The sequence below is a fragment of the Enterobacter cloacae complex sp. IR5384 genome, assembly GCF_049237265.1.
Lineage (GTDB): Bacteria > Pseudomonadota > Gammaproteobacteria > Enterobacterales > Enterobacteriaceae > Enterobacter > Enterobacter cloacae.
This window is the reverse complement of sequence record NZ_JBMKHJ010000022.1, coordinates 40,607-64,007: the sequence shown is the minus strand read 5'-3', so window position 1 is coordinate 64,007 and position 23,401 is coordinate 40,607. Positions and strand designations below refer to the sequence as shown.

Genomic DNA, 23,401 nt, shown 5'->3' with positions numbered 1-23,401 from the left:
GAACAATGATTTTAGGTCGTCTATTAGCCACAATTATTTTGTGGCTAATGCGCGGGGGCACAGGCTTACCAGCGAGCGGGTTTTTCTGCGTGGAGGTTGTCCAGTATCTCCCTGAGCGGGATGCCGTCCGGGAAAGTGAGATCGGGGGCGACTTCAAACAGCGGCCAGAGCATAAATCCGCGATTTTTCATGTCGTAATGCGGCACCGTCAGGCGTGAAGTGTTAATCACCTCATTACCAAACAGCATGATGTCGAGGTCAAGGGTACGTGGCCCCCAGCGCTCTGCTTTACGCACGCGACCCTGTTGCAGCTCAATGCGCTGGGTGTTATCCAGCAACGTTTCGGCATCCAGCGCGGTGTCCAGCACCACGGCGGCATTCAGGTAATCAGGCTGATCCTGCGGGCCGAGCGGCGGTGTACGGTAAAACGAGGAGACTGCCACAATGCGGCTCTGGGGGATCTCACCCAGCGCCCGAACGGCAGCATTAACCTGCTCCAGAGGAGAGGCCAGATTGCTGCCGATAGCGATATACGCGAGGGTCATGCCGTGCCTTCGCGACGCGGTGCGCGCTTGCGCGGACGACGGTGACGACGACGCGGCGCCGGCTCTTCATCAAGGCCAGTGAGCATGTCTTTCTGCTCCGGCGGTGCGGAGACCTGGAACTCGGCCCACCACTGCGCCAGACGCTGCAGCTCCTGGTTGCGTTCAATTTCAGCACGCAGAGAGAGCAGATCAAAGGCCGCGCGGAACTTAGGATGCTCCATCAGCTTCCAGGCGCGTTTGCCCTGACGACGGGACATACGCAGCTGAAGCTGCCAGATATCACGCACCAGCGTGGTAATACGTTTCGGAATGGCCAGCGTACGGCAGCCTTCGTCCAGCACGTCGTTTGCCGCCAGGGCAAAAGCGTCATAATAGGCGAGGCCGCTTTCCTGGGTAATACGCTGAGCCGTTTCCAGCAGCGGATACCAGAACATCGCCGCAAACAGGAACGCCGGGTTCACGCGCATATCGTTGCGGATACGGGTGTCGGTATTCTTCAGCACCTGCGCAATCATGCGTTCCATTGGGCTGTCACCATTTTCGGTGAAGTAGCGGGTAATGGACGGGAATAACGGCTGGAAAAGGTTGTATTCGCGCAGCAGGTTATAGGTGGCAAATCCGTGACCGGCTTGCAGCAGTTTGAGCGCTTCTTCGAACAGGCGGGCTGGCGGTACGTCATTGATAAGCGTCGCCAGACGCGGGATCGGCTCTGCCGTCTCCGGGCTGATGCGCATATCCAGCTTGGCGGCGAAACGCACGGCGCGCAGCATACGCACTGGATCTTCGCGATACCGGGTTTCCGGCGTGCCGATCAGGCGAATCAGGCCCTCTTTCAGATCCTGCATGCCGCCGACGTAATCACGCACGGTGAAATCCGCCACGCTGTAGTAAAGGCTGTTGATGGTGAAATCGCGACGCTGGGCATCTTCTTCGATCGAACCGAAGATGTTGTCGCGCAGCAGCATACCGTTCTGGCCACGCTGGGAAGTTGTGCGATCGGATGCGCCCGCTTCGTGGTGACCACGGAACGTCGCCACCTCAATAATTTCCGGCCCAAACATGACGTGTGCCAGACGGAAACGGCGGCCAACGAGACGGCAATTGCGGAATAATTTACGCACCTGTTCGGGCGTGGCGCTGGTCGTCACGTCGAAATCTTTGGGTTTTTTGCCCAGCAGTAAATCACGTACTCCACCGCCAACGAGATAGGCCTCGTAGCCCGCTTTATTCAGACGATAGAGCACCTTGAGGGCATTTTCACTGATATCTTTGCGGGAAATATTGTGCTGCTCACGCGGGATAACCGACATCTGTGGTTGCGCAATAGCGTCATTCGCCATGCTCTCTTCGCGGCTTAGCACTTTACGGCAAAAATTAGCGACTCGGGTAAAAATGGTACACCTCGTAGTGTGTTTTGTTATGAAAAAAGCGGCTAATCATAGCTCAGCGCAACGCATTTGAGAATGCTGGATTTTTGGCACGCTCGTGAGCGACCAGGTGGCAACGGCCAGTTTCAGCAATTCGTCAATGGAAAGATCCTGCCATTCGTTGGTTACATTCTGGTTGAGAAATCGTAACGCGTCGATCAAAACGGGGCGCGGATCGCCCTCTGGCAGGGCGGGGGCGTGGTTTTGCTTCGACAGCTTATCGCCCCGCTCGTTGACGGCCAGCGGCAGATGAATGTAATCCGGTGCCGTCCAGCCAAACTGGTGATACAACGCTATTTGCCGCACCGTAGGTTCAACCAGATCGGCTCCGCGCACAATTTCGGTGACGCCCTGAAAGTGGTCATCCACCACCACCGCCAGGTTATAGGCAAACAGCCCGTCACGGCGGTGGATAATAAAATCCTCTCGCGCCAGCCGTTCATCCGCATGAATGTCGCCAGAGAGCAGGTCGTTAAAGTGGAGCACAGGGGCACGCTGGATCAGGCGAACGGCGGCGTTTTCCGGGCCGTGGTTGAGCGTGCGGCAGTGGCCGTCATAGACGCTCCCCACGCTCTGTATGCGCGCGCGGGTACAGGTGCAGTTATATGAGAGCCCTTGCTCAGCGAGCCAGGCCAGACGTTCCCGGTAGGCGTCGTGACGTGTTGATTGCCAGACAACTTCGCCGTCCCAGTGAAGACCGTAATGTTCCAGCTGACGCAGAATGGTGTCTGCTGCACCGGGAACTTCACGTGGAGGATCAATATCTTCAATGCGGACGAGCCATTTACCCAGGCGTGCGTGAGCCTGCAGGTAGCTGCCGAGAGCGGCAATTAACGAGCCGAAATGTAATTCACCGGAGGGGGATGGCGCGAAGCGCCCGATATAGTGAGATTCAGACATATCAACAGTAATAAGGCGGGAGAGACTCCCGCCTTTGGAGTGGGTAAACAGGACCGGGATTAACCCGCCATCTGTTTTTCGCGGATTTCTGCCAGCGTTTTACAGTCGATGCACAGATCGGCGGTCGGACGCGCTTCCAGGCGACGAATGCCAATTTCAACACCACAGGATTCGCAGTAGCCAAAATCTTCGTCCTCGACCTTCTTCAGCGTTTTTTCGATCTTTTTGATCAGTTTGCGCTCGCGGTCACGGTTACGCAGTTCAAGGCTGAACTCTTCTTCCTGAGCGGCACGGTCTACCGGATCCGGGAAGTTAGCCGCTTCATCCTGCATATGACTAACGGTGCGATCGACTTCATCCCTGAGTTGATTACGCCATGCTTCAAGAATACGCTTGAAGTGCGACAGCTGGGCTTCATTCATATACTCTTCGCCCGGTTTCTCTTGATACGGCTCCACCCCAGCGATGGCGAGAATACTCAGGGACGATGTTTTACGGTTTTGCCCTTCTTGCATGTTGCTTCTCCTTAACACGCACTATCGATCCCCGTGTTGGGGGAAAAATCAGGTCGCTATAAATAGCAGATGCTTTTCCGTATGGCAATTATCTAAACGTAACACTTGACAAGCCTGTGAGGAAAAGCGTATTTGCGCACGCGGCCAGAACACTTATTCATCAATCGTCTATTCCCTTATAAGACAATGGGAAGAGAGGATCTCAGAGTCATATCATCGGCAGAAAGTTCCGCTTTATAAGCCAAAACCTCTACCCCCTGCTTTTGTGCCTCATTCAACAATTGCGCGTATTTGAGATCAATATGGCGGGCTGGAGAAAACCGTTCAATGGCTGAGTGCAAAACCGCAAACAGCAGTACGGCGCGTTTGCCCGCCGCCGCAACACTCATCAGCTCCCGCAGATGCTTTTGTCCCCGTAGCGTGACTGCATCCGGGAAATAGCCATTTTCCTGATCCGCTAACGTGACTGATTTGACTTCAATATAGCACTCGGGACGGTCTTCCGCCTGTAACATAAAGTCAATTCTGCTGCCTTCATCGCCATATTTCACTTCAGATTTATGGGTGCCATAACCCACCAGTTCGGGAAGGGTTCCGTTCGTCAGAGCCTCCTTAACTAATTGATTCGCGCGCAGGGTGTTTACGCAAATAAAAGCCCCTTGTTGGGTTTGCGTCATTTCCCAGGTGTGAGGATATTTGCGTTTAGTATTTTCTGAAGTGGAATACCAGACCGTGTCACCCGGTGTCGCACATCCCGTCATTGCCCCGGTGTTGGGGCAGTGCAGCGTTAACGGCTCCCCTTCAGGGGTGACGACATCAGCGAGAAAACGCTTGTAGCGTTGAATAAGCGTGGCGTGTTGCAGTGCAGGACTAAACTTCATCAGAATTCCTTAGGGTATCGCCCAGCGTCCAGCGCTGGAGCGGCGTATAGCGGGTGCGTCCTTGTGAAAAAACAGATTCGTACAGCGCGAAAGAGGTCACCGGAAAGGCCCAGTGAAAGCCCGGTGGCGGGATAGCAACGGCCTGACCGGCATCGCGCAGTAGCGTAATGTGAGGATGAAACGGCTGCGGACTCTGGTAACAGCCGCTACGTGCCGCCTGGGCGCGCAGCATATTTGCAAGCTGTAATAATCCGCGCGGCGGCTGGCGCGTGCCCAGCCAGACGACGCGGGAGCGGAGCCACTGCCCCGCATCGTCAAGGGTCAGCGTAAATCCCGGCTGGGAAATCCGACCGGCCATCGCCGCCAGGGCGCGCTGTTTCTCGCCGCTGACGTCGCCCAGAAAAGCCAGCGTCAGGTGGAGGTTTGCCGCAGCAACCGGGCGGCCCGCTTCGGGCGGGAAGTGTTCGGCGCGCCAGCGAACAATTTGCCGTTGGATCGGCGCGGGCAGCTCAATGGCGAAAAACAGTCGTTTCGACTCAGACATACAGGGGACTCGGTAATGATATGCGCCGATGCTACAATGTACGCCGACTAATGTTAACCCTCTGGAGCTGTTAGTGTCCTCATTGCCGGTCGCCGTCGTCCTTCCTGAACTGCTCGCTGCCTTGCAGGATGCCCCGCAGGTTTTACTTAACGCCCCTACGGGTGCCGGTAAATCCACCTGGCTACCGCTGCACATTCTCAATGCAGGCATTATCAGCGGGAAGATTATCCTGCTGGAGCCGCGCAGGCTGGCCGCGCGCAACGTGGCGCAGCGCCTGGCGGAACTGCTGAATGAAAAACCGGGCGAGACGGTAGGCTACCGTATGCGCGCCGAAACCTGCGTCGGCCCGTCCACGCGGCTTGAAGTGGTGACCGAAGGGATCCTCACCCGTATGCTGCAAAACGATCCGGAACTGTCCGGCATCGGGCTGGTGATTCTGGATGAGTTCCACGAGCGCAGCCTGCAGGCGGATCTGGCGCTGGCGCTGTTGCTGGACGTCCAGCAGGGGTTACGGGACGATCTCCGACTGCTCATCATGTCGGCCACGCTGGATAACGAGCGGCTACAGCAGACGTTACCGGATGCGCCGGTCATCACCTCCGAAGGGCGCGCGTTTCCGGTTGAACGCCGCTATCAGCCGCTTCCTGCCCATCAGCGTTTCGATGAAGCGGTGGCGATCGCCACGGCTGACTTGCTTCGTCAGGAATCCGGTTCGCTGCTGCTGTTTTTGCCGGGCGTTGGCGAAATCCAGCGGGTGCAGGAGCAGCTTGCCGCCCGGGTGGGCAGCGACGTATTGCTCTGCCCGCTCTACGGCGCACTGTCGTTGAGTGACCAGCGCAAGGCCATCCTTCCCGCGCCGACGGGGCAGCGTAAAGTGGTACTGGCCACCAATATTGCCGAAACCAGTCTGACCATTGAAGGCATTCGCCTGGTGGTGGACAGCGCCCAGGAGAGGGTGGCCAGTTTTGACCCGCGCACCGGTCTGACAAAGCTGCTGACGCAACGCATCAGCCAGGCGTCGATGGTTCAGCGAGCTGGCCGTGCCGGGCGTCTTGAGCCGGGCATCTGTTTACATCTCATCAGCGCAGAACAGGCCGAACGCGCGGCTGTGCAGAGCACGCCGGAAATTTTACAAAGCGATCTTTCGGGGCTGATCATGGAACTGTTGCAGTGGGGTTGCCCCGATCCCGCACAGTTAACCTGGCTCAATGCACCTCCCGCGGTAAACCTGGCGGCGGCGCGCGCGTTGCTGACCCAGCTAGGGGCGCTGGACGGCGAAAGGCTATCATCACGTGGGCAGAAAATGGCCGCGCTGGGTAACGATCCCCGGCTGGCGGCGATGCTGGTGGCCGCGCAGGGGGATGATGAAATTGCCACGGCGGCGAAACTGGCGGCTATCCTTGAGGAGCCGCCTCGTGGTGCAAATTGCGATCTGGCGCAGGCTTTTTCACGTAATCAGGGGAACTGGCAGCAGCGCGCGCAGCAGCTCTGTAAACGGCTTAACAGTCGTGGTTGTACGCCGGACGCTGACAGCATTGCGCCTCTCCTGGCGCAGGCATTTGCCGACAGGATCGCGCGTCGTCGCGGGCTGGATGGACGCTATCAGCTTGCAAACGGCATGGGTGCGATGCTGGACAGCGATGACGCCCTGACGCGCCATGAATGGCTGATTGCGCCGCTCTTGTTGCAGGGTAGCCACTCGCCCGATGCCCGAATTTTGCAGGCCGTGGCTGTGGATATCGATGCCCTCACGCGCGCCTGTCCGCAGCTGCTTCAGCAGTCCGACATCGTCGAGTGGGATGATGCGCAGGGCACTCTGAAGGCATTTCGTCGTAGCCAGATAGGTAAACTGACCCTGGGGACGAAGCCGCTGGCAAAGCCATCGGAAGAGGAGTTGCACCAGGCAATGCTGAACGGTATTCGTGAAAAAGGTTTAGGTGTTCTGAACTGGACCCCGGAGGCCGAGCAGTACCGTATTCGTCTGCACTGCGCCGCGCGCTGGTTGCCCGAGTATGCCTGGCCGGCGGTGGATGATGACACGTTACTTGCGTCGCTGGAAAGCTGGCTTCTGCCGCAAATGAGCGGTGTACACTCGCTGCGGGCGTTAAAAGCGCTTGATGTTAAGGTCGCGTTACAGAATTTACTCGACTGGTCGTTACGTCAACGTCTGGATAGTGAACTGCCAGGGCATTACACTGTGCCGACCGGCAGCCGGATTGCCATTCGTTATCACGAGGATAATCCACCGGCGCTGGCGGTACGGATGCAGGAGATGTTTGGCGAGGCGACCACGCCATCCATTGCCGAAGGGCGCGTGCCCGTGGTGCTTGAGCTGTTGTCACCTGCGCATCGCCCGCTGCAGATTACCCGCGATCTGGGCGCATTCTGGGCGGGGAGCTACCGTGAAGTGCAAAAAGAGATGAAAGGGCGTTATCCCAAACATGTCTGGCCGGACGATCCGGCGAATACGGCACCGACACGGCGGACGAAGAAATATTCGTAAAGGGGAGTGCGGCCTGATGCCCTCACCCCGACCCTCTCCCACAGGGAGAGGGAGAAAAGCAATTTTGAGAGATTTCTTCTTTCACAGGTCAGTGGAAGAAATGAGAATCGGGCCTTTGCGCCTGAACGTTGCGGAGAAAAAGCATGGCGGGGAATGACCGCGAGCCAATTGGGCGTAAGGGAAAACCAACGCGTCCGGCCAAAGAAAAGGTGAGCCGTCGTCGCCTCAGAGATGAGGATTATGACGATGACTATGAAGACGATTATGAGGATGAAGAACCGATGCCGCGTAAAGGAAAAGGCAAAGGGCGTAAGCCTCGGGGTAAACGCGGCTGGTTCTGGCTGCTGCTGAAGCTGTTCATTGTTTTTGTTGTACTGATGGCGATCTACGGCGTTTATCTGGATCAGAAGATCCGCAGCCGTATCGACGGAAAAGTCTGGCAATTGCCTGCGGCAGTGTATGGCCGCATGGTAAACCTTGAGCCTGAAATGTCGATCAGTAAGAACGAGATGGTGAAACTGCTGGAGGCCACCCAGTATCGTCAGGTGTCGAAAATGACGCGTCCTGGCGAATTTACCGTGCAGGCGAAAAGCATTGAGATGATCCGTCGTCCGTTCGATTTCCCGGACAGCAAAGAGGGGCAGGTGCGTGCGCGTCTGACTTTTGACGGCGATCGTCTGGAAACCATCGAGAACATGGATAACAACCGCCAGTTCGGTTTCTTCCGTCTCGATCCGCGTCTTATCACCATGCTCTCTTCGGCGAATGGTGAACAGCGTCTGTTCGTCGCCCGTAACGGTTTCCCGGACCTGCTGGTGGACACGCTGCTGGCAACCGAAGACCGTCACTTCTATGAGCACGATGGTATCAGCCTCTACTCCATTGGTCGTGCGGTGCTGGCCAACCTGACGGCGGGCCGTACGGTACAGGGGGCGAGTACGCTTACCCAGCAGCTGGTGAAGAACCTGTTCCTCTCCAGCGAGCGCTCATACTGGCGTAAAGCCAACGAAGCGTACATGGCCGTGCTGATGGATGCGCGTTACAGCAAGGATCGTATCCTTGAGCTGTATATGAACGAGGTCTATCTCGGTCAGAGCGGTGATAACGAAATCCGCGGTTTCCCGCTGGCGAGCCTGTACTACTTTGGCCGTCCGGTGGAAGAGCTGAGCCTGGACCAGCAGGCGCTGCTGGTGGGTATGGTGAAAGGGGCGTCCATCTATAACCCGTGGCGTAACCCGAAACTGGCGCTGGAGCGTCGTAACCTGGTGCTGCGTCTGCTGCAACAACAGCAGGTGATTGACCAGGAGCTGTACGACATGCTGAGCGCACGTCCGCTTGGCGTCCAGCCGCGCGGCGGTGTAATTTCGCCTCAGCCTGCGTTTATGCAGCTGGTGCGTCAGGAGCTGCAGAGCAAGCTCGGTGATAAAGTGAAAGATCTCTCCGGCGTGAAGATCTTTACCACCTTTGACTCCGTGGCGCAGGATGCGGCAGAAAAAGCGGCCGTTGAGGGCATTCCGGCGCTGAAGAAACAGCGTAAGCTGAGCGATCTGGAAACCGCGATGGTGGTGGTTGACCGTAACACGGGTGAAGTCCGTGCGATGGTGGGCGGGGCTGAGCCGCAGTTTGCAGGTTACAACCGTGCTATGCAGGCGCGTCGTTCGATCGGTTCACTGGCGAAGCCAGCAACCTATCTCACTGCCCTGAGCCAGCCAAATCTGTATCGCCTGAATACCTGGATTGCCGACGCGCCGATCTCCCTGCGTCAGCCTAACGGCCAGGTCTGGTCACCGCAGAACGATGATAAACAGTTCAGCGGCCAGGTAATGCTGGTGGATGCGTTGACCCGCTCCATGAACGTGCCGACGGTAAACCTTGGGATGGCACTGGGTCTGCCTGCGATAGTTGATACCTGGCAGAAGCTGGGCGTCGCTAAAGATCAGCTGCACCCTGTGCCAGCCATGATCCTGGGGGCGTTAAACCTGACGCCAATCGAAGTGGCACAGGCGTTCCAGACCATTGCCAGCGGTGGTAACCGTGCACCGCTGTCAGCCCTGCGCTCGGTGATTGCCGAAGATGGCTCCGTGCTGTATCAGAGCTTCCCGCAGGCGGAACGCGCCGTTCCGGCGCAGGCAGCCTACATGACGCTGTGGACGATGCAGCAGGTTGTGCAGCGTGGTACCGGCCGTCAGCTGGGGGCGAAGTATCCGGGCCTGCATCTGGCGGGCAAAACCGGGACGACCAACAACAACGTCGATACCTGGTTTGCCGGTATCGATGGTCGTGAAGTGGTGATCACCTGGGTGGGCCGCGACAACAACCAGCCAACCAAACTGTATGGTGCGAGCGGGGCGATGTCGATTTACCAGCGTTATCTGGCGAATCAGTCTCCGGTGCCGCTAAACCTGGTTGCGCCGGAGGATATCGTGGATATGGGCGTGGACAGTTCCGGAAACTTTGTCTGTGGCGGCGGTATGCGTACCTTGCCTGTCTGGACAACGAACCCGGATTCCCTGTGCCAGCAGAGTCAGCCAGAGCAGCCGACGGGCAACCCGTTCGACCAGTCTTCTCAGCCTCAGCAGCCGCAGCAACAACAGCCGCAGCAGCAGAACGAGAAGAAAGACAGCGACGGTGTCGCGGGCTGGATTAGAGATATGTTCGGCGGTAACTAACCGTTCAAGGTCCCCCCGAAAGGGGGGATTTTTTTACCCGTTTTCCCCATTTTATTAACCCTCGTTTTAATTCTGATTAACCCTTCGTTTTCTCCTGGTTATTTCTTAAACCCTTAATTCTCGTAGGGCCGCTTCCTGCTTGCTATGCAGCCAACGTTTCGCCTATTATGCTGCGGTCATAATAATAATTCTCGTTTACGTTATCATTCACTTTTCTATCAGAGATACACCATGGCGCTTTCCAATACTGCTCAGCCAATTAACACGTCGCTGCGTAAAATCGCAGTTGTCGTAGCCACAGCGGTTGCCGGCATGTCTGCTTATACCCATGCTGCCGAAACCCCGAAAAAAGAAGAAACCATCACTGTCACTGCCGCTCCGGCTGCACAGGAAAGTGCCTGGGGGCCAGCTGCTACCATCGCAGCAAGACAATCCGCGACCGGGACCAAAACGGACACCCCCATTCAAAAGGTACCGCAATCTATTTCAGTGGTAACAGCCGAAGAGATGGCACTGCATCAACCGCGCTCGGTTAAAGAAGCATTGAGTTACACCCCTGGCGTTGCGGTAGGCACCCGTGGTGCATCAAACACCTATGACTACTTGATTATTCGCGGTTTTGCGGCCGATGGTCAGTCTCAAAATAACTACCTCGATGGCATGAAAATGCAGGGGAACTTCTATAACGACGCCGTTATTGATCCTTATATGCTGGAGCGCGCCGAGATCATGCGCGGTCCGGTTTCCGTTCTGTACGGCAAAAGCAGCCCTGGCGGTTTGCTGAACATGGTCAGTAAGCGCCCAACAACCGATCCCCTGAAAGAGATCCAGTTCAAAGTGGGCACGGATAGCCTGTTCCAGACCGGGTTTGACTTTAGCGATGCGATTGATGACGACGGTGTTTATTCTTATCGCTTAACGGGGGTTGCGCGTTCAAATAACGCTCAGCAGGAGCGTGCGAAAGAGCAGCGTTATGCTATCGCGCCATCTTTCTCATGGCGTCCGGATGATAAAACCACATTTACCTTCCTCTCTTATTTCCAGAACGAGCCTGAAACGGGTTACTACGGCTGGTTGCCAAAAGAGGGAACAGTGGAGCCACTGCCAAACGGTGAGCGTTTGCCGACTAACTTCAATGAAGGGGCGAAGAATAATACCTATTCCCGGAACCAGAAAATGGTGGGGTATAGCTTCGACCACGAATTTAACGATACCTTCACCGTGCGTCAGAATCTGCGCTTTGCCGAGAACAAAACTTCGCAAAACAGCGTTTACGGCTATGGCGTCTGCACCGATCCGGCAAATGCTGGCAACAAACAGTGTGCGGCGCTTGCGCCTGCTGATAAAGGCCATTATCTGGCGCGTAAATATGTTGTCGATAATGAGAAATTGCAGAACTTCACCGTTGATACCCAGTTGCAAAGCAAATTCTCTACCGGCGAGGTGGACCACATACTGCTGACTGGCGTTGACTTCATGCGTATGCGGAATGACATCAATTCCTGGTTTGGTTATGACGATTCTGTTCCGCTGCTGGATCTCTATAATCCTGTGAACAGCGATTTTGATTTCGGTTCAAAAGATCCGGCTAATTCAGGTCCTTATCAAATCCTTAATCGCCAGAAACAGACGGGTCTGTATGTTCAGGATCAGGCGCAGTGGGATAAAGTGCTGGTAACCTTGGGCGGTCGTTATGACTGGGCCGATCAGGAGTCCTATAACCGTGTGACCAATACCACCTCCAAACGTGATGATACCCAGTTCACCTGGCGTGGCGGTGTTAACTACCTGTTTGATAACGGTGTAACTCCTTACTTTAGCTACAGCGAATCGTTTGAACCGGCTTCGCAGACTGATGCACAGGGTAAACTGTTCTCGCCATCTAAAGGCAAGCAATACGAAGCGGGCGTGAAATACGTTCCGAGCGATCGTCCGATCGTTGTCACCGGTGCGTTGTACCAGCTGACCAAAACTAACAACCTGATGGCGGACCCGGCGGGTTCTTTCTTCTCGGTTGAAGGTGGTGAAATCCGTGCCCGTGGCGTAGAGCTGGAAGCGAAAGCAGCCCTCTCTGCGAGCGTTAACGTTGTTGGCTCCTATACCTACACCGATGCGGAATACACGACAGATACTAACTACAAAGGCAACACACCAGCCCAGGTGCCGAAACACATGGCATCTGTATGGGGTGATTACACAATGTATGATGGTCCGCTGTCTGGTCTGACGCTGGGCACCGGCGTGCGTTATACGGGCTCAAGCTATGGTGATCCGGCTAACTCCTTCAAAGTGGGCAGCTACACCGTCGTTGATGCGCTGGTCAGGTACGATCTGGCACGCGTTGGCATGGCGGGGTCAAACGTGGCGCTGCATGTGAACAATCTGTTCGATCGTGAGTACGTTGCCAGCTGCTTTAACACCTACGGTTGCTTCTGGGGTGCTGAGCGTCAGGTTGTGGCTACCGCGACCTTCCGCTTCTAATCTCTCTTCGGGCACGGTTCGCCGTGCCCTTTTTATTTAAGTTGGCTGATATGCAGGATAATAAAACGCAATCCGATACCACCTTTACGCTCAATCAACTCTCCTTTCGTGTTCCCGGGCGCACCTTGCTGCATCCGCTCTCGTTGACGTTCCCCGCAGGTAAAGTTACCGGCCTGATTGGTCACAATGGTTCCGGTAAATCGACGTTACTTAAAATGCTGGGCCGTCATCAGCCGCCTTCTGAAGGGGATATTTTGCTGGACGAACAGCCTCTGGAGAGCTGGAGCAGTAAAGCCTTTGCGCGCAAAGTCGCCTATCTGCCGCAGCAATTGCCTCAGGCAGAAGGGATGACGGTGCGTGAGCTGGTGGCGATCGGGCGTTATCCGTGGCATGGCGCACTCGGGCGCTTCGGTGTCGCCGACAGAGAGAAAGTGGAAGAAGCGATTGCGCTGGTGGGATTAAAGCCGCTGGCGCACCGTCTGGTCGACAGCCTTTCCGGGGGCGAACGTCAGCGCGCGTGGATTGCGATGCTGGTCGCGCAGGACAGCCGCTGCCTGCTGCTCGACGAACCCACTTCCGCACTGGATATCGCTCATCAGGTTGATGTTCTCGCGCTGGTTCATCGCCTGAGCCAGCAGCGTGGCCTGACGGTTATTGCGGTGCTGCACGATATCAACATGGCGGCGCGCTATTGTGATTATCTTGTCGCTCTTCGCGGCGGGGAGATGATTGCCGAGGGTTCGCCGTCTGAACTGATGCGGAGCGAAACGCTGGAACACATCTACGGTATTCCTATGGGGATCCTGCCTCATCCTGGCGGGGCTGCTCCGGTGAGCTTTGTTTACTGATGCTGAATTCTACCTTGTTGAGCCGCCGTCGCCTGCTGACGGCCATGGCACTTTCACCGCTGCTGTTAAAGATGAACCTCGCGCGGGCTGCTGCCGTCGATCCGCACCGTATTGTGGCGCTGGAGTGGCTGCCTGTTGAACTGATGATGGCGCTGGGCGTCACGCCGTATGGCGTGGCCGATATTCCCAACTACCGGCTGTGGGTGAACGAGCCGGCGCTACCCGATTCGGTCATTGATATTGGTTTGCGTACGGAGCCTAACCTTGAGCTGCTGACGCAGATGAAGCCGTCATTTCTGTTCTGGTCCGCGGGGTATGGCCCGTCAGAAGAGACAATGGCGCGTATTGCCCCTGGGCGGGGGTTCTCCTTCAGTGACGGTAAAAAACCGCTGACGATGGCGAAAAAATCCATCAACGAGATGGCGCATTTCCTCAACCGTGAGGCGGAAGCCAAACAACATTTCGCAGAGTTTGATGCTCTGATTGACGCCCTGAAGCCGCGTTTTGCCCATCGCGGAGACCGCCCGCTGCTGATGGTGACGCTGCTGGATGCGCGCCATATGCTGGTCTTCGGCAAAAACTGTCTGTTCCAGGAAGTGCTCGATAGCTTTGGCATTCCTAATGCCTGGGAAGGGGAGATGACCTTCTGGGGCAGCACCGCCGTCGGTATCGACCGTCTGGCGGCGTTCCGCGATGTGGACGTATTGTGCTTCGATCACGGCAACGAGCGTGAAATGCAGGCGCTGATGGCGACACCGTTGTGGCAGGCGATGCCGTTCGTGCGTGAGCAACGCTTTACGCGTGCACCGGCGGTCTGGTTCTACGGCGCGACGCTGTCGGCCATGCACTTCGCCCGGGTGCTGGATAACGCGCTGGGGGGAAAAGCATGAGTACGCGTATTGCCCGTTTCCCGGCGCTGTTGCTGGCTCTGATTTTCCTGACCGCGCTGGCTTTGACCTGGTTTAACCTCTCGACCGCCTTACCGCGCGGGCAGTGGGGCGCGGCCCTGGCTGCGCCGGATATCGATAATATTCAGCAAATGCTGTTCCACTACAGCCTGCTGCCGCGTCTGGCGATTTCGCTGCTGGTCGGGGCCGGGTTAGGGCTGGTGGGCGTCCTGTTCCAGCAGGTTTTGCGTAACCCGCTGGCCGAGCCTACAACGCTTGGCGTCGCGACCGGTGCCCAGCTTGGGATCACGGTGACCACGCTGTGGGCACTGCCTGGGGCGTTAACCTCGCAGTTTGCCGCGCTTGCGGGCGCGTGCGTGGTAGGCGCGCTGGTCTTCGGCGTGGCGTGGGGGAAACGCCTCTCGCCAGTGACGCTGATCCTCGCAGGGCTGGTGGTGAGCCTCTATTGTGGGGCAATCAACCAGCTGCTGGTGCTGTTTCATCACGATCAGCTGCAAAGCATGTTTCTGTGGAGTACCGGCACGCTGACCCAGACCGACTGGAGTATTGTGCAGCGTCTGTGGCCGCAGCTTGTTGGCGGCGCCATGTTGACGCTGCTGTTGTTACGTCCGCTGACGCTGATGGGGCTGGATGACGGTGTAGCCCGCAATCTGGGGCTGGCGCTCTCCCTGGCGCGTCTGGCGGCGCTGACGCTGGCGATTGTCCTCAGCGCATTGCTGGTTAATGCGGTTGGGATTATCGGCTTTATCGGGCTGTTTGCCCCGCTGCTGGCAAAAATGCTCGGTGCGCGTCGCCTGCTGGCGCGACTGCTGCTGGCCCCGCTAATTGGAGCGCTGATCCTCTGGCTTTCCGATCAAATCATTCTCTGGCTGGCGCGTGTCTGGATGGAAGTCTCTACCGGGTCGGTAACGGCACTGGTTGGCGCGCCGCTGTTGCTGTGGCTGTTGCCACGTCTGCGCAGCATGAGCGCTCCCGCGATGGACGCTGGGGATAAAGTTTATGCCGAGCGTCAGTCGGTGCTGTGGTTCAGCCTCGCCGGGCTGGCGGTGCTGATTATCGTCTCGTTTGTGGCGCTTGCTTTCGGGCGCGATGCGACGGGCTGGCACTGGGCAACGGGCGATTTGCTCCAGGAACTGCTGCAGTGGCGCTGGCCGCGGATCCTCTCGGCGTTGATTGCCGGGGTGATGCTGGCGGTCGCGGGCTGTATTATCCAGCGCCTGACCGGCAACCCGATGGCCAGCCCGGAAGTGCTGGGTATCAGTTCGGGAGCCGCGTTTGGCGTGGTGCTGATGCTGTTCCTTGTGCCGGGAAATGCCTTTGGCTGGCTGATGCCTGCCGGAAGCATCGGGGCGGCGGTGACGCTGATGATCATTCTGATTGCGTCAGGCCGCGGCGGGTTTTCGCCTCACCGGATGCTGCTGGCCGGGATGGCGCTCAGCACCGCCTTTACCATGCTGCTGATGATGTTGCAGGCGAGCGGCGATCCGCGGATGGCGAAGATCCTGACCTGGATCTCCGGCTCAACGTACAACGCCACCGGCAGTCAGGTGGTGCATTCCGGGATCGTGATGATCGTGCTGCTGGCGATTGTGCCCCTGTGCCGCCGCTGGATGACGATCCTGCCGCTGGGGGGCGAAACCGCACGTGCGGTCGGCATGGCGTTAACGCCAACGCGCGTCGCGCTGTTACTGCTGGCGGCGTGCCTGACGGCCACGGCCACCATGACCATTGGTCCACTGAGTTTTGTTGGGTTGATGGCGCCGCATATCGCCAGAATGATGGGATTCCGTCGGACAATGCCGCATATCGTGATGTCTGCCCTGACGGGCGGGGTGATGCTGGTGGTGGCGGACTGGTGCGGAAGAATGGTGCTGTTCCCGTATCAGATCCCGGCGGGTTTGCTGTCGACCTTTATCGGCGCGCCGTATTTTATTTATCTGTTGAGAAAGCAGAGTCGGTAATAAAAGTAAACGTCAATCCTAAGATTGACGTTTTAGGGTTTGCTCCCTCTCCCACGGGGAGAGGGCCGGGGTGAGGGCATCACGCCGCACGTGCTTACAACTTCGCAAACACCTTACGCGCCGCGTCGATGGTGTTATTGATATCCTCTTCGCTGTGCGCCACGGACATAAAACCAGCTTCAAAAGCAGACGGCGCCAGGTAGACGCCTTCTTCCAGCATCAGGTGGAAGAAACGCTTGAAGCGTTCAACGTCGCACTTCACCACGTCCTGATAGCTTGTCACGGTTTGGGCTTCCGTGAAGAAGATCCCGAACATCCCGCCCACGTGGTTTACCACCAGCGGAATACCCGCCTCTTCTGCCGCTTCCAGCAGACCGTTTGCCAGCTGCGTCGTGCGCTCAGTCAGGGTTTCGTGAATGCCCGGCTGGGAGACTTCTTTCAGGCAGGCGAAGCCCGCCGCCATGGCAATCGGGTTACCGGAGAGCGTACCCGCCTGGTAAACCGGCCCCGTTGGTGCCAGGGCTTCCATCACATCCTTGCGCCCCCCGAATGCGCCCACTGGCATACCGCCGCCGATGATTTTGCCGAGACAGGTCAGATCCGGCTCTACGCCATAATATGACTGGGCACCCGCGAGCGCGACGCGGAAACCGGTCATCACTTCGTCGATAATCAGCAGCGCGCCAAATTCATCGCACAGGGCACGCAGGCCCGGCAGGAAATCGGGCTGCGGTGGAATGCAGTTCATGTTGCCCGCAACAGGTTCAACGATGATGCAGGCGATCTCCTGTGGATACTGCTCGAATGCCGCACGAACGGTGTTCAGATCGTTATAGGTGCAGGTCAGGGTGTGTTTCGCGAAATCAGCCGGTACGCCCGGGGAGTTTGGCTGGCCAAGGGTCAGTGCGCCGGAACCCGCTTTCACCAGCAGGCAGTCCGCATGGCCGTGGTAGCAGCCTTCAAATTTGATGATTTTGTCGCGACCGGTAAAGCCGCGCGCCAGACGAATAGCACTCATGGTGGCTTCGGTACCGGAGTTCACCATACGCACCATGTCCATGGTTGGCACCAGCTCGGTCACCAGCTCCGCCATTTTGACTTCCATCTCGGTAGGCGCGCCGAAGCTCAGGCCGCGCTGGGCCGCTTCAATCACCGCATTGCGGATGGCAGGGTGGTTGTGACCCAGCACCATCGGGCCCCAGGAGCCGACGTAATCGATATAGGCCTTGCCGTCGACATCAAACAGGTACGCGCCATCAGCACGTTCAATAAACAGCGGCGTTCCGCCTACGCCGGTAAAGGCGCGAACAGGCGAGTTCACGCCGCCCGGGATAAGCTCGCGGGCTGCACTGTAGAGGTTTTCAGACTTGCTCATGGCGTCGTTCCTGGTTCGTATAAAATGATTAAGCACACTATTCTAAGTGATCCGCGGAAGGTAATGAAATTTTTGCCCCCTTTCATTGCTAAACAATTTTTAAGTATTTTTCACGGGACGACCTGATGCACTCTGGTAAAATCCCTGCGGCGATTTGTATGACGAAAAGACATGGTAATGAAAGCAGACTCTCCCTCTTTTGAAGAACAACAGTTCCGGCGCACGCAACACCGGATCAGTATCCGGCGCTTGCTTAACCGCGATAAGACACCGCTGGCAATTTTACTGGCCGCCGCTGTAGTCGGTACGCTCGCCGGGCTGGCGGGCGTCGCCTTTGAAAAGGCAGTCAATGCGGTGCTGAACTGGCGTATTGGTAAGGTGGCCGGTTTCGCCGACAAAGGATGGCTGGTCTGGGTCTGGGCGTTCGGGTTGTCCGCGCTATTTGCCATGGTGGGCTACTTTCTGGTGCGTAAATTTGCGCCGGAAGCGGGCGGTTCCGGGATCCCTGAAATCGAAGGCGCGCTGGAAGAGCTGCGCCCGGTGCGCTGGTGGCGCGTCATCCCGGTGAAGTTTATCGGCGGCATGGGAACGCTTGGTGCGGGTATGGTACTGGGCCGAGAGGGGCCAACCGTGCAGTTGGGCGGGAACGTCGGGCGCATGGTGGGGGATCTGTTCCGGATGCGCAGCGCGGAAGCGCGCCATACGCTGCTGGCGACAGGTGCCGCAGCGGGGCTTTCGGCGGCGTTTAACGCGCCGCTGGCGGGGATCCTGTTTATCATCGAAGAGATGCGCGCCCAGTTCCGTTACAACCTTATCTCGATCAAAGCGGTCTTTACCGGTGTGATCATGTCGAGCATTGTGTTTCGCATTTTCAATGGCGAAAGCCCGGTGATCGAAGTGGGCAAACTGACCAATGCGCCGGTCAACACGCTGTGGCTGTACCTGATCCTCGGCATGATATTCGGCATTGTCGGCCCGCTGTTTAACACTTTTATTCTGCGTATGCAGGATATGTTCCAGCGCATCCACGGCGGGAATACCACGAAGTGGGTGTTGATGGGCGGTCTGCTGGGCGGCCTGTGCGGCGTGCTGGGGTTCATTGAACCGAACGCGGCGGGGGGCGGGTTCGGGCTGATCCCGATTGCAGCTGCGGGCAACTTCAGCGTGGGTCTGCTTCTGTTTATGTTTATTTCTCGCGTCATCACGACGGTGCTCTGTTTTTCCTCCGGTGCGCCCGGCGGTATCTTTGCCCCGATGCTGGCGCTGGGGACGCTGCTTGGTACTGCCTTTGGCATGGCCGCTGAGGTCGGTTTTCCGGCATACCATCTGGATGCGGGTACCTTTGCCGTTGCCGGGATGGGAGCGCTGCTGGCGGCCTCCCTGCGCGCGCCGCTCACCGGCATCGTGCTGGTGCTGGAGATGACGGATAATTACCAGCTCATTTTGCCAATGATCATTACCTGTCTCGGCGCGACACTATTAGCCCAATTCCTGGGTGGAAAACCGCTATACTCCACCATTCTTGCACGCACCCTGGCGAAGCAGGAGGCAGAACGGGCCGCAATGCAGAATACTTGAATGAATTACCAGGGTATTAGATAATGACAAAAAGAATTGGGTGAATTTTACCCAATTGCAGTAGCAGTATTCATGGGAGCATAAGATGAGTGATGACGTAGCGTTGCCGCTGGAGTTTACCGAAGCAGCAGCCAACAAAGTGAAAACCCTGATTGCCGACGAAGACAATCCGGATCTGAAACTGCGTGTCTATATTACCGGTGGCGGCTGCAGCGGCTTCCAGTATGGTTTTACCTTTGACGACCAGGTTAACGACGGCGATATGACTATCGAGAAACAGGGCGTCGCGCTGGTGGTTGACCCGATGAGCCTGCAATATCTGGTGGGCGGTTCGGTAGATTACACAGAAGGTCTGGAAGGTTCACGCTTTGTGGTGACGAACCCAAATGCCACCAGCACCTGCGGGTGTGGGTCTTCGTTCAGTATTTAAGCGGGGGCAGGCTGATGCCCTCACACCGGCCCTCTCCCACCGGGAGAGGGAGAAAAGATTAAAAACGGTAACCTTGCGGTTACCGTTTTGCGTTTATCTTCCATTCTCATCCAGCGCGAACGTCGGCAATTTAAGGTGCCAGCGTATCGCCGCCAGACGTATCGCCAGCGTCACCACCATTCCCAGCATGGCTGAATTTTCCAGCGGTATCGCAAAGGTATAGTACGCCGTGGCGTGTACAATCCCGCCAATAATGCAGGCCGTAGCATAGATTTCGGTACGCAGGATCATCGGCACTTCTCGTGCCAGAATATCGCGAATAATCCCGCCGCCTACGCCAGTCAGCACGCCCATGCAGATGGCAACCATGGGCCCTGTACCCGCATTAAAGGCTTTATTCACCCCAATGCCGACAAACACAGCCAGCCCGACGGCATCCAGCACCGGGAGGATCCATTTTGGTAAGCGGCGGGGCTGGCGAACCAGCACGATGGTTAACAGGCAGGTGACCATCGCCACCACCAGATCGGTGGGATCTTTCACCCAAAATACCGGGCCATTATCCAGCGCCATATCGCGGATCGTTCCACCGCCTACGGCGGTCACCACGCCAAGCACCAGCACGCCAAACGGATCCATGCGCAGCTTTCCGGCGAGCAGGACGCCGGAGATAGCAAAAACGGCTGTGCCAAGAATATCCAGCCAATAAACGAGCATCGTTAAATCCTCGAAGGGGGTCTTATGTTAATGACTCTCGGCCAGTGCGGCACAGAGTTGTTTTGCGGCGAGGATAATACGCGGGCTGGCGCGTTCAAACCAGTCGCTGGTGAGAGGGATCACCGGAATTTTTAGCTGGCTTTGCCAGAATTGTTCAATTTTAGGAATCTCGCTCGCATTTCCGACCACAACGATCGCCTGTGGTCGGCGAGCCAGTACCTGTTCCCGACTGACCTGAGGCCACGGTATCCGGCTGGCCGCAAAGATATTTTCTCCGCCGCAAACTTCCAGGACCTGATTCTGAATGGAGCCTTTTCCGGTGGTGAACAGCGGCTGGCTGCCAAACTGCAGAAAGATGCGCTTTTTAACGGGGGTATCGTATTTTGCTTTGAGTGCCGCATAGTCGCTGAGCAGTTGTTTTGCCGCATCCTCGGCTTTAGCCGGGGTTGGGCTGTAGGGCGCCAGAGCGCGTAACGCCTGAGCGACCTGCTCAATGCTCACGGCATCCACCCACATGACTTTGATCCCAAGCGACGTCAGTTGATTAACCTGCCGCTCTGCATTGCCGCCACGCCAGGCGAGCACGAGATCGGGCTTAAGCGCCACGATGCGCTCAAGGTTCATCCCTTGCCAGGTTGCGACCTGTTCAATATGCGCGGCCTGCGGTGGGTAATTGGAAAAGCTGCTTACACCAACCGGGGTGATACCGGCAGCAAACGCCAGTTCGGTGTTAGCGGGGGAGAGGGTAATCACACGCGGCGCGGCGCAGAGCCAGGCCGGTGCGAGCAGAAGCAGGGCGACCAGCGCCCTGATGGCATGTTTAGCCACGAGCCAGTTTCTGCACAAGGCTCTCCACCATCACGGTGGACTGTTTTGCCGCGACAACCAGGAATTCGTCGAAGCTGATATGAGACTGCTGATCGGCCACGTCAGAGATGGCGCGGACCACCACGAACGGGACGTTGAAATTATGGCAAACGTGGGCAATCGCGGTCGCTTCCATCTCAACGGCGATAGCCTGCGGGAAGTTGTGACGGATTTTTGCCAGGCCGACGGAGCCATTGATGAAGGCATCACCGCTCACAATCAGGCCGCGTACGGCGTTGAGGTTCAGCTCAGCAATGCACTCTTCTGCCGCCGCAACCAGCTTATCGTCGGCCTTAAAGCCGGCCGGGCAACCTGGAAGCTGACCGTATTCGTAGCCGAATGCGGTAACGTCTGCGTCGTGGTAACGCGCTTCATCGGAGACGACGATATCACCCACTTTCAGGGTCGGTGCCAGACCGCCCGCAGAGCCGGTGTTAACGATCACGTCTGGTTTGCAGCGCTCAAGCAACAGCGTTGCGCCCAGCGCAGCAGCAACCTTACCGATGCCTGATTTCAGCAGAGCCACGTCAACACCGTTCAGTTGACCAGTATAGATCTCACAACCCCCCAGAGAGAGAGTCTGACGGTTCTCAATTTTGTCACGCAGCAGCGTAACTTCTTCTTCCATTGCACCAATAATGCCGATTTTCATAGATTTACTCGCGATGTGCCTTGTTAAGATGCATAGTCTATCATGCGCTTAAGGGGAAACGCATTCTCACGCGGGGGAGCACATGTCACAGATCGATTTTCGCACCAAAATTAACTGGCACCGACGTTTCCGTTCGCCGCAGGGTGAAAAGAGCGAACATGAGATCCTGCGTATCTTCGAAAGCGATCGCGGGCGGATCATTAACTCGCCTGCCATTCGTCGTCTGCAGCAAAAGACCCAGGTGTTTCCGCTTGAGCGTAACGCTGCCGTGCGCACACGCCTTACCCACTCAATGGAAGTTCAGCAGGTGGGGCGCTACATTGCCAAAGAGATTTTAAGCCGTCTCAAAGAGCAGCGCTTGCTGGAAACCTACGGTCTGGATGAGTTGACCGGGCCCTTTGAAAGTATTGTTGAGATGGCCTGCCTGATGCACGACATCGGCAATCCCCCGTTTGGTCACTTTGGCGAGGCGGCGATCAACGACTGGTTCAGGCAGCGACTCTTCCCGTCGGATGCCGTCAGCCAGCCACTCAGTGATGACCGCTGCGTGGTGCGGGATTTACGCCTGCGTGAAGGCGAAGATGGGCTAAACGATCTGCGTCGTAAGGTGCGTCAGGATCTCTGTCATTTTGAAGGCAATGCGCAGGGGATACGACTGGTGCACTCCCTGATGCGCATGAATCTGACCTGGGCACAGGTGGGATGCATCCTCAAATATACCCGTCCGGCCTGGTGGATGGGCGAAACGCCCGCTTCGCACAGCTATCTGATGAAAAAGCCGGGCTATTACCTCTCCGAAGAGACCTATATTGAGCGGTTACGTAAAGAACTTTCATTGACTGCAAATGGCCGCTTCCCGTTGACGTGGATTATGGAAGCCGCCGATGACATCTCCTATTGCGTTGCTGACCTGGAAGACGCGGTTGAAAAAAGAATATTTAGCGTCGAGGAGCTTTATCAGCATCTTTATGATGCATGGGGGAAACATGAAAAAGGTTCGCTGTTTGCCCAGGTGGTCGAAAATGCCTGGGAAAAATCGCGTGCAAATACATTAAGCCGGAGCACCGAAGATCAGTTCTTTATGTATTTGCGGGTCAATACATTAAATAAACTGGTGCCTTACGCCGCCTCGCGCTTTATTGATAATTTGCCGATGATTTTTAGCGGCGAGTTCAATCATGCCTTGCTGGAGGATGACAGTAGCTTCAGCCAGTTGCTTGAGTTATATAAACATGTCGCGATGCGTCATGTATTCAGCCACCCCGATGTCGAACAGTTAGAGCTGCAGGGATACCGGGTAATCAGCGGCTTACTGGAAATATATCGCCCTCTGCTGCAATTGTCGGTCGATGAATTCAGCGAGCTGGTGGAACAAGAGCGCGTGCGACGAATACCGATTGAGTCCCGGCTTTATCAGAAACTTTCTACCCGTCATCGTCTGGCTTACGTTGAAGCCATCGGCAAACTGGATCGCCACTCACCGCAGTGGCCGGTGCTCGAATATTATTATCGCTGTCGTCTCATCCAGGACTATATCAGCGGAATGAACGATTTGTATGCCTGGGATGAGTACCGCAAGCTGATGGCGGTGGAATAATCC

General features: G+C 56.9%; 19 protein-coding genes. 9 read left to right on the top strand and 10 right to left on the bottom strand.

From position 1 onward, the window contains the following. Positions 1–65 precede the first annotated feature (65 nt). From folK to thpR, 6 genes are all read right to left on the bottom strand, one after another. Entirely contained in the window at positions 66–545 is a 480-nt protein-coding gene (folK, locus tag ACOTX3_RS17170) for a 2-amino-4-hydroxy-6-hydroxymethyldihydropteridine diphosphokinase (protein ID WP_058679365.1), read from the bottom strand. Further along, on the bottom strand, positions 542–1,939 hold the full coding sequence (pcnB, locus tag ACOTX3_RS17165; RefSeq protein ID WP_072193776.1) for a polynucleotide adenylyltransferase PcnB: 1,398 nt from the start codon (positions 1,937–1,939) through the stop codon (positions 542–544). The genes folK and pcnB overlap by 4 nt, the downstream gene beginning before the upstream one ends. A gap of 42 nt (positions 1,940–1,981) precedes the next feature. Further along, positions 1,982–2,872, bottom strand: a complete 891-nt coding sequence (gluQRS, locus tag ACOTX3_RS17160; RefSeq protein WP_058679364.1) for a tRNA glutamyl-Q(34) synthetase GluQRS — start codon at positions 2,870–2,872, stop codon at positions 1,982–1,984. A 59-nt stretch (positions 2,873–2,931) separates the two neighbouring features. Continuing rightward, a complete protein-coding gene (gene dksA / locus ACOTX3_RS17155; protein ID WP_013095632.1) occupies positions 2,932–3,387 on the bottom strand; it encodes an RNA polymerase-binding protein DksA in 456 nt (151 codons plus the stop codon). Between the two features lie 176 nt (positions 3,388–3,563). Further along, positions 3,564–4,268: a DNA/RNA nuclease SfsA gene (sfsA, locus tag ACOTX3_RS17150; protein WP_127869120.1), complete on the bottom strand. Its 705-nt coding sequence runs from the start codon at positions 4,266–4,268 to the stop codon at positions 3,564–3,566. Next, positions 4,258–4,812: an RNA 2',3'-cyclic phosphodiesterase gene (gene thpR, locus ACOTX3_RS17145; protein WP_013095634.1), complete on the bottom strand. Its 555-nt coding sequence runs from the start codon at positions 4,810–4,812 to the stop codon at positions 4,258–4,260. The genes sfsA and thpR overlap by 11 nt, the downstream gene beginning before the upstream one ends. Before the next feature lie 73 nt (positions 4,813–4,885). Between thpR and hrpB the strand changes: the two genes are divergently transcribed. The 6 genes from hrpB to fhuB all read left to right on the top strand — a co-directional run bounded on the left by hrpB (position 4,886) and on the right by fhuB (position 16,182). After that, the gene (gene hrpB, locus ACOTX3_RS17140; RefSeq protein WP_058679363.1) at positions 4,886–7,315 is read left to right on the top strand and encodes an ATP-dependent helicase HrpB; all 2,430 of its coding nucleotides are present in this window, start codon (positions 4,886–4,888) and stop codon (positions 7,313–7,315) included. Positions 7,316–7,458: 143 nt separating this feature from the next. Beyond that, positions 7,459–9,984, top strand: a complete 2,526-nt coding sequence (mrcB, locus tag ACOTX3_RS17135) for a bifunctional glycosyl transferase/transpeptidase (RefSeq protein ID WP_058679362.1) — start codon at positions 7,459–7,461, stop codon at positions 9,982–9,984. Positions 9,985–10,215: 231 nt separating this feature from the next. Then, a complete protein-coding gene (gene fhuA / locus ACOTX3_RS17130; protein ID WP_013095637.1) occupies positions 10,216–12,465 on the top strand; it encodes a ferrichrome porin FhuA in 2,250 nt (749 codons plus the stop codon). A gap of 50 nt (positions 12,466–12,515) precedes the next feature. Further along, positions 12,516–13,313, top strand: coding sequence for a Fe3+-hydroxamate ABC transporter ATP-binding protein FhuC (gene fhuC / locus ACOTX3_RS17125; protein ID WP_023620747.1), 798 nt, complete (start codon positions 12,516–12,518; stop codon positions 13,311–13,313). Beyond that, positions 13,313–14,203 carry a Fe(3+)-hydroxamate ABC transporter substrate-binding protein FhuD gene (gene fhuD, locus ACOTX3_RS17120; RefSeq protein WP_058679361.1) on the top strand — a complete coding sequence of 297 codons (891 nt, stop codon included), beginning with the start codon at positions 13,313–13,315 and terminating at the stop codon, positions 14,201–14,203. Before fhuC ends, fhuD begins: the two co-directional genes overlap by 1 nt. Then, entirely contained in the window at positions 14,200–16,182 is a 1,983-nt protein-coding gene (fhuB, locus tag ACOTX3_RS17115; RefSeq protein ID WP_013095640.1) for a Fe(3+)-hydroxamate ABC transporter permease FhuB, read from the top strand. The genes fhuD and fhuB overlap by 4 nt, the downstream gene beginning before the upstream one ends. Positions 16,183–16,276: 94 nt before the next feature. Here the strand turns inward: fhuB and hemL are convergent, their stop codons facing one another. After that, on the bottom strand, positions 16,277–17,557 hold the full coding sequence (gene hemL / locus ACOTX3_RS17110; protein ID WP_040022761.1) for a glutamate-1-semialdehyde 2,1-aminomutase: 1,281 nt from the start codon (positions 17,555–17,557) through the stop codon (positions 16,277–16,279). Between the two features lie 177 nt (positions 17,558–17,734). Between hemL and clcA the strand changes: the two genes are divergently transcribed. Then, positions 17,735–19,135 (top strand): H(+)/Cl(-) exchange transporter ClcA, encoded by a 1,401-nt coding sequence (gene clcA, locus ACOTX3_RS17105; RefSeq protein ID WP_058679359.1) that lies wholly within the window; start codon positions 17,735–17,737, stop codon positions 19,133–19,135. 85 nt (positions 19,136–19,220) lie between these two features. Beyond that, positions 19,221–19,565, top strand: coding sequence for an iron-sulfur cluster insertion protein ErpA (gene erpA / locus ACOTX3_RS17100; protein WP_013095643.1), 345 nt, complete (start codon positions 19,221–19,223; stop codon positions 19,563–19,565). A 93-nt stretch (positions 19,566–19,658) separates the two neighbouring features. On the opposite strand, the gene ACOTX3_RS17095 is transcribed toward erpA, so the two are convergent. Genes ACOTX3_RS17095 through mtnN form a run of 3 tightly spaced genes read right to left on the bottom strand, consistent with a single transcriptional unit; the run spans position 19,659 to position 21,801 of the window. Further along, on the bottom strand, positions 19,659–20,282 hold the full coding sequence (locus ACOTX3_RS17095) for a TRIC cation channel family protein (RefSeq protein ID WP_013095644.1): 624 nt from the start codon (positions 20,280–20,282) through the stop codon (positions 19,659–19,661). Positions 20,283–20,309: 27 nt separating this feature from the next. Beyond that, on the bottom strand, positions 20,310–21,110 hold the full coding sequence (btuF, locus tag ACOTX3_RS17090) for a vitamin B12 ABC transporter substrate-binding protein BtuF (protein ID WP_023620756.1): 801 nt from the start codon (positions 21,108–21,110) through the stop codon (positions 20,310–20,312). Then, a complete protein-coding gene (gene mtnN / locus ACOTX3_RS17085; RefSeq protein WP_013095646.1) occupies positions 21,103–21,801 on the bottom strand; it encodes a 5'-methylthioadenosine/S-adenosylhomocysteine nucleosidase in 699 nt (232 codons plus the stop codon). Before mtnN ends, btuF begins: the two co-directional genes overlap by 8 nt. 82 nt (positions 21,802–21,883) lie before the next feature. Here mtnN and dgt point away from each other — a divergent pair, with 82 nt between their 5' ends. After that, on the top strand, positions 21,884–23,398 hold the full coding sequence (gene dgt / locus ACOTX3_RS17080) for a dGTPase (protein ID WP_058679214.1): 1,515 nt from the start codon (positions 21,884–21,886) through the stop codon (positions 23,396–23,398). The last annotated feature ends 3 nt before the right edge of the window (positions 23,399–23,401 follow it).

What these genes read in the sequence shown, in the direction of transcription:
- folK (WP_058679365.1), bottom strand. Translation starts at nt 545, where the DNA reads ATGACCCTCGCGTATATCGCTATCGGCAGCAATCTGGCCTCTCCTCTG.
- gluQRS (WP_058679364.1), bottom strand. Translation starts at nt 2,872, where the DNA reads ATGTCTGAATCTCACTATATCGGGCGCTTCGCGCCATCCCCCTCCGGT.
- dksA (WP_013095632.1), bottom strand. Translation starts at nt 3,387, where the DNA reads ATGCAAGAAGGGCAAAACCGTAAAACATCGTCCCTGAGTATTCTCGCC.
- sfsA (WP_127869120.1), bottom strand. Translation starts at nt 4,268, where the DNA reads ATGAAGTTTAGTCCTGCACTGCAACACGCCACGCTTATTCAACGCTAC.
- thpR (WP_013095634.1), bottom strand. Translation starts at nt 4,812, where the DNA reads ATGTCTGAGTCGAAACGACTGTTTTTCGCCATTGAGCTGCCCGCGCCG.
- mrcB (WP_058679362.1), top strand. Translation starts at nt 7,459, where the DNA reads ATGGCGGGGAATGACCGCGAGCCAATTGGGCGTAAGGGAAAACCAACG.
- fhuA (WP_013095637.1), top strand. Translation starts at nt 10,216, where the DNA reads ATGGCGCTTTCCAATACTGCTCAGCCAATTAACACGTCGCTGCGTAAA.
- fhuC (WP_023620747.1), top strand. Translation starts at nt 12,516, where the DNA reads ATGCAGGATAATAAAACGCAATCCGATACCACCTTTACGCTCAATCAA.
- fhuD (WP_058679361.1), top strand. Translation starts at nt 13,313, where the DNA reads ATGCTGAATTCTACCTTGTTGAGCCGCCGTCGCCTGCTGACGGCCATG.
- fhuB (WP_013095640.1), top strand. Translation starts at nt 14,200, where the DNA reads ATGAGTACGCGTATTGCCCGTTTCCCGGCGCTGTTGCTGGCTCTGATT.
- hemL (WP_040022761.1), bottom strand. Translation starts at nt 17,557, where the DNA reads ATGAGCAAGTCTGAAAACCTCTACAGTGCAGCCCGCGAGCTTATCCCG.
- clcA (WP_058679359.1), top strand. Translation starts at nt 17,735, where the DNA reads ATGAAAGCAGACTCTCCCTCTTTTGAAGAACAACAGTTCCGGCGCACG.
- erpA (WP_013095643.1), top strand. Translation starts at nt 19,221, where the DNA reads ATGAGTGATGACGTAGCGTTGCCGCTGGAGTTTACCGAAGCAGCAGCC.
- ACOTX3_RS17095 (WP_013095644.1), bottom strand. Translation starts at nt 20,282, where the DNA reads ATGCTCGTTTATTGGCTGGATATTCTTGGCACAGCCGTTTTTGCTATC.
- mtnN (WP_013095646.1), bottom strand. Translation starts at nt 21,801, where the DNA reads ATGAAAATCGGCATTATTGGTGCAATGGAAGAAGAAGTTACGCTGCTG.
- dgt (WP_058679214.1), top strand. Translation starts at nt 21,884, where the DNA reads ATGTCACAGATCGATTTTCGCACCAAAATTAACTGGCACCGACGTTTC.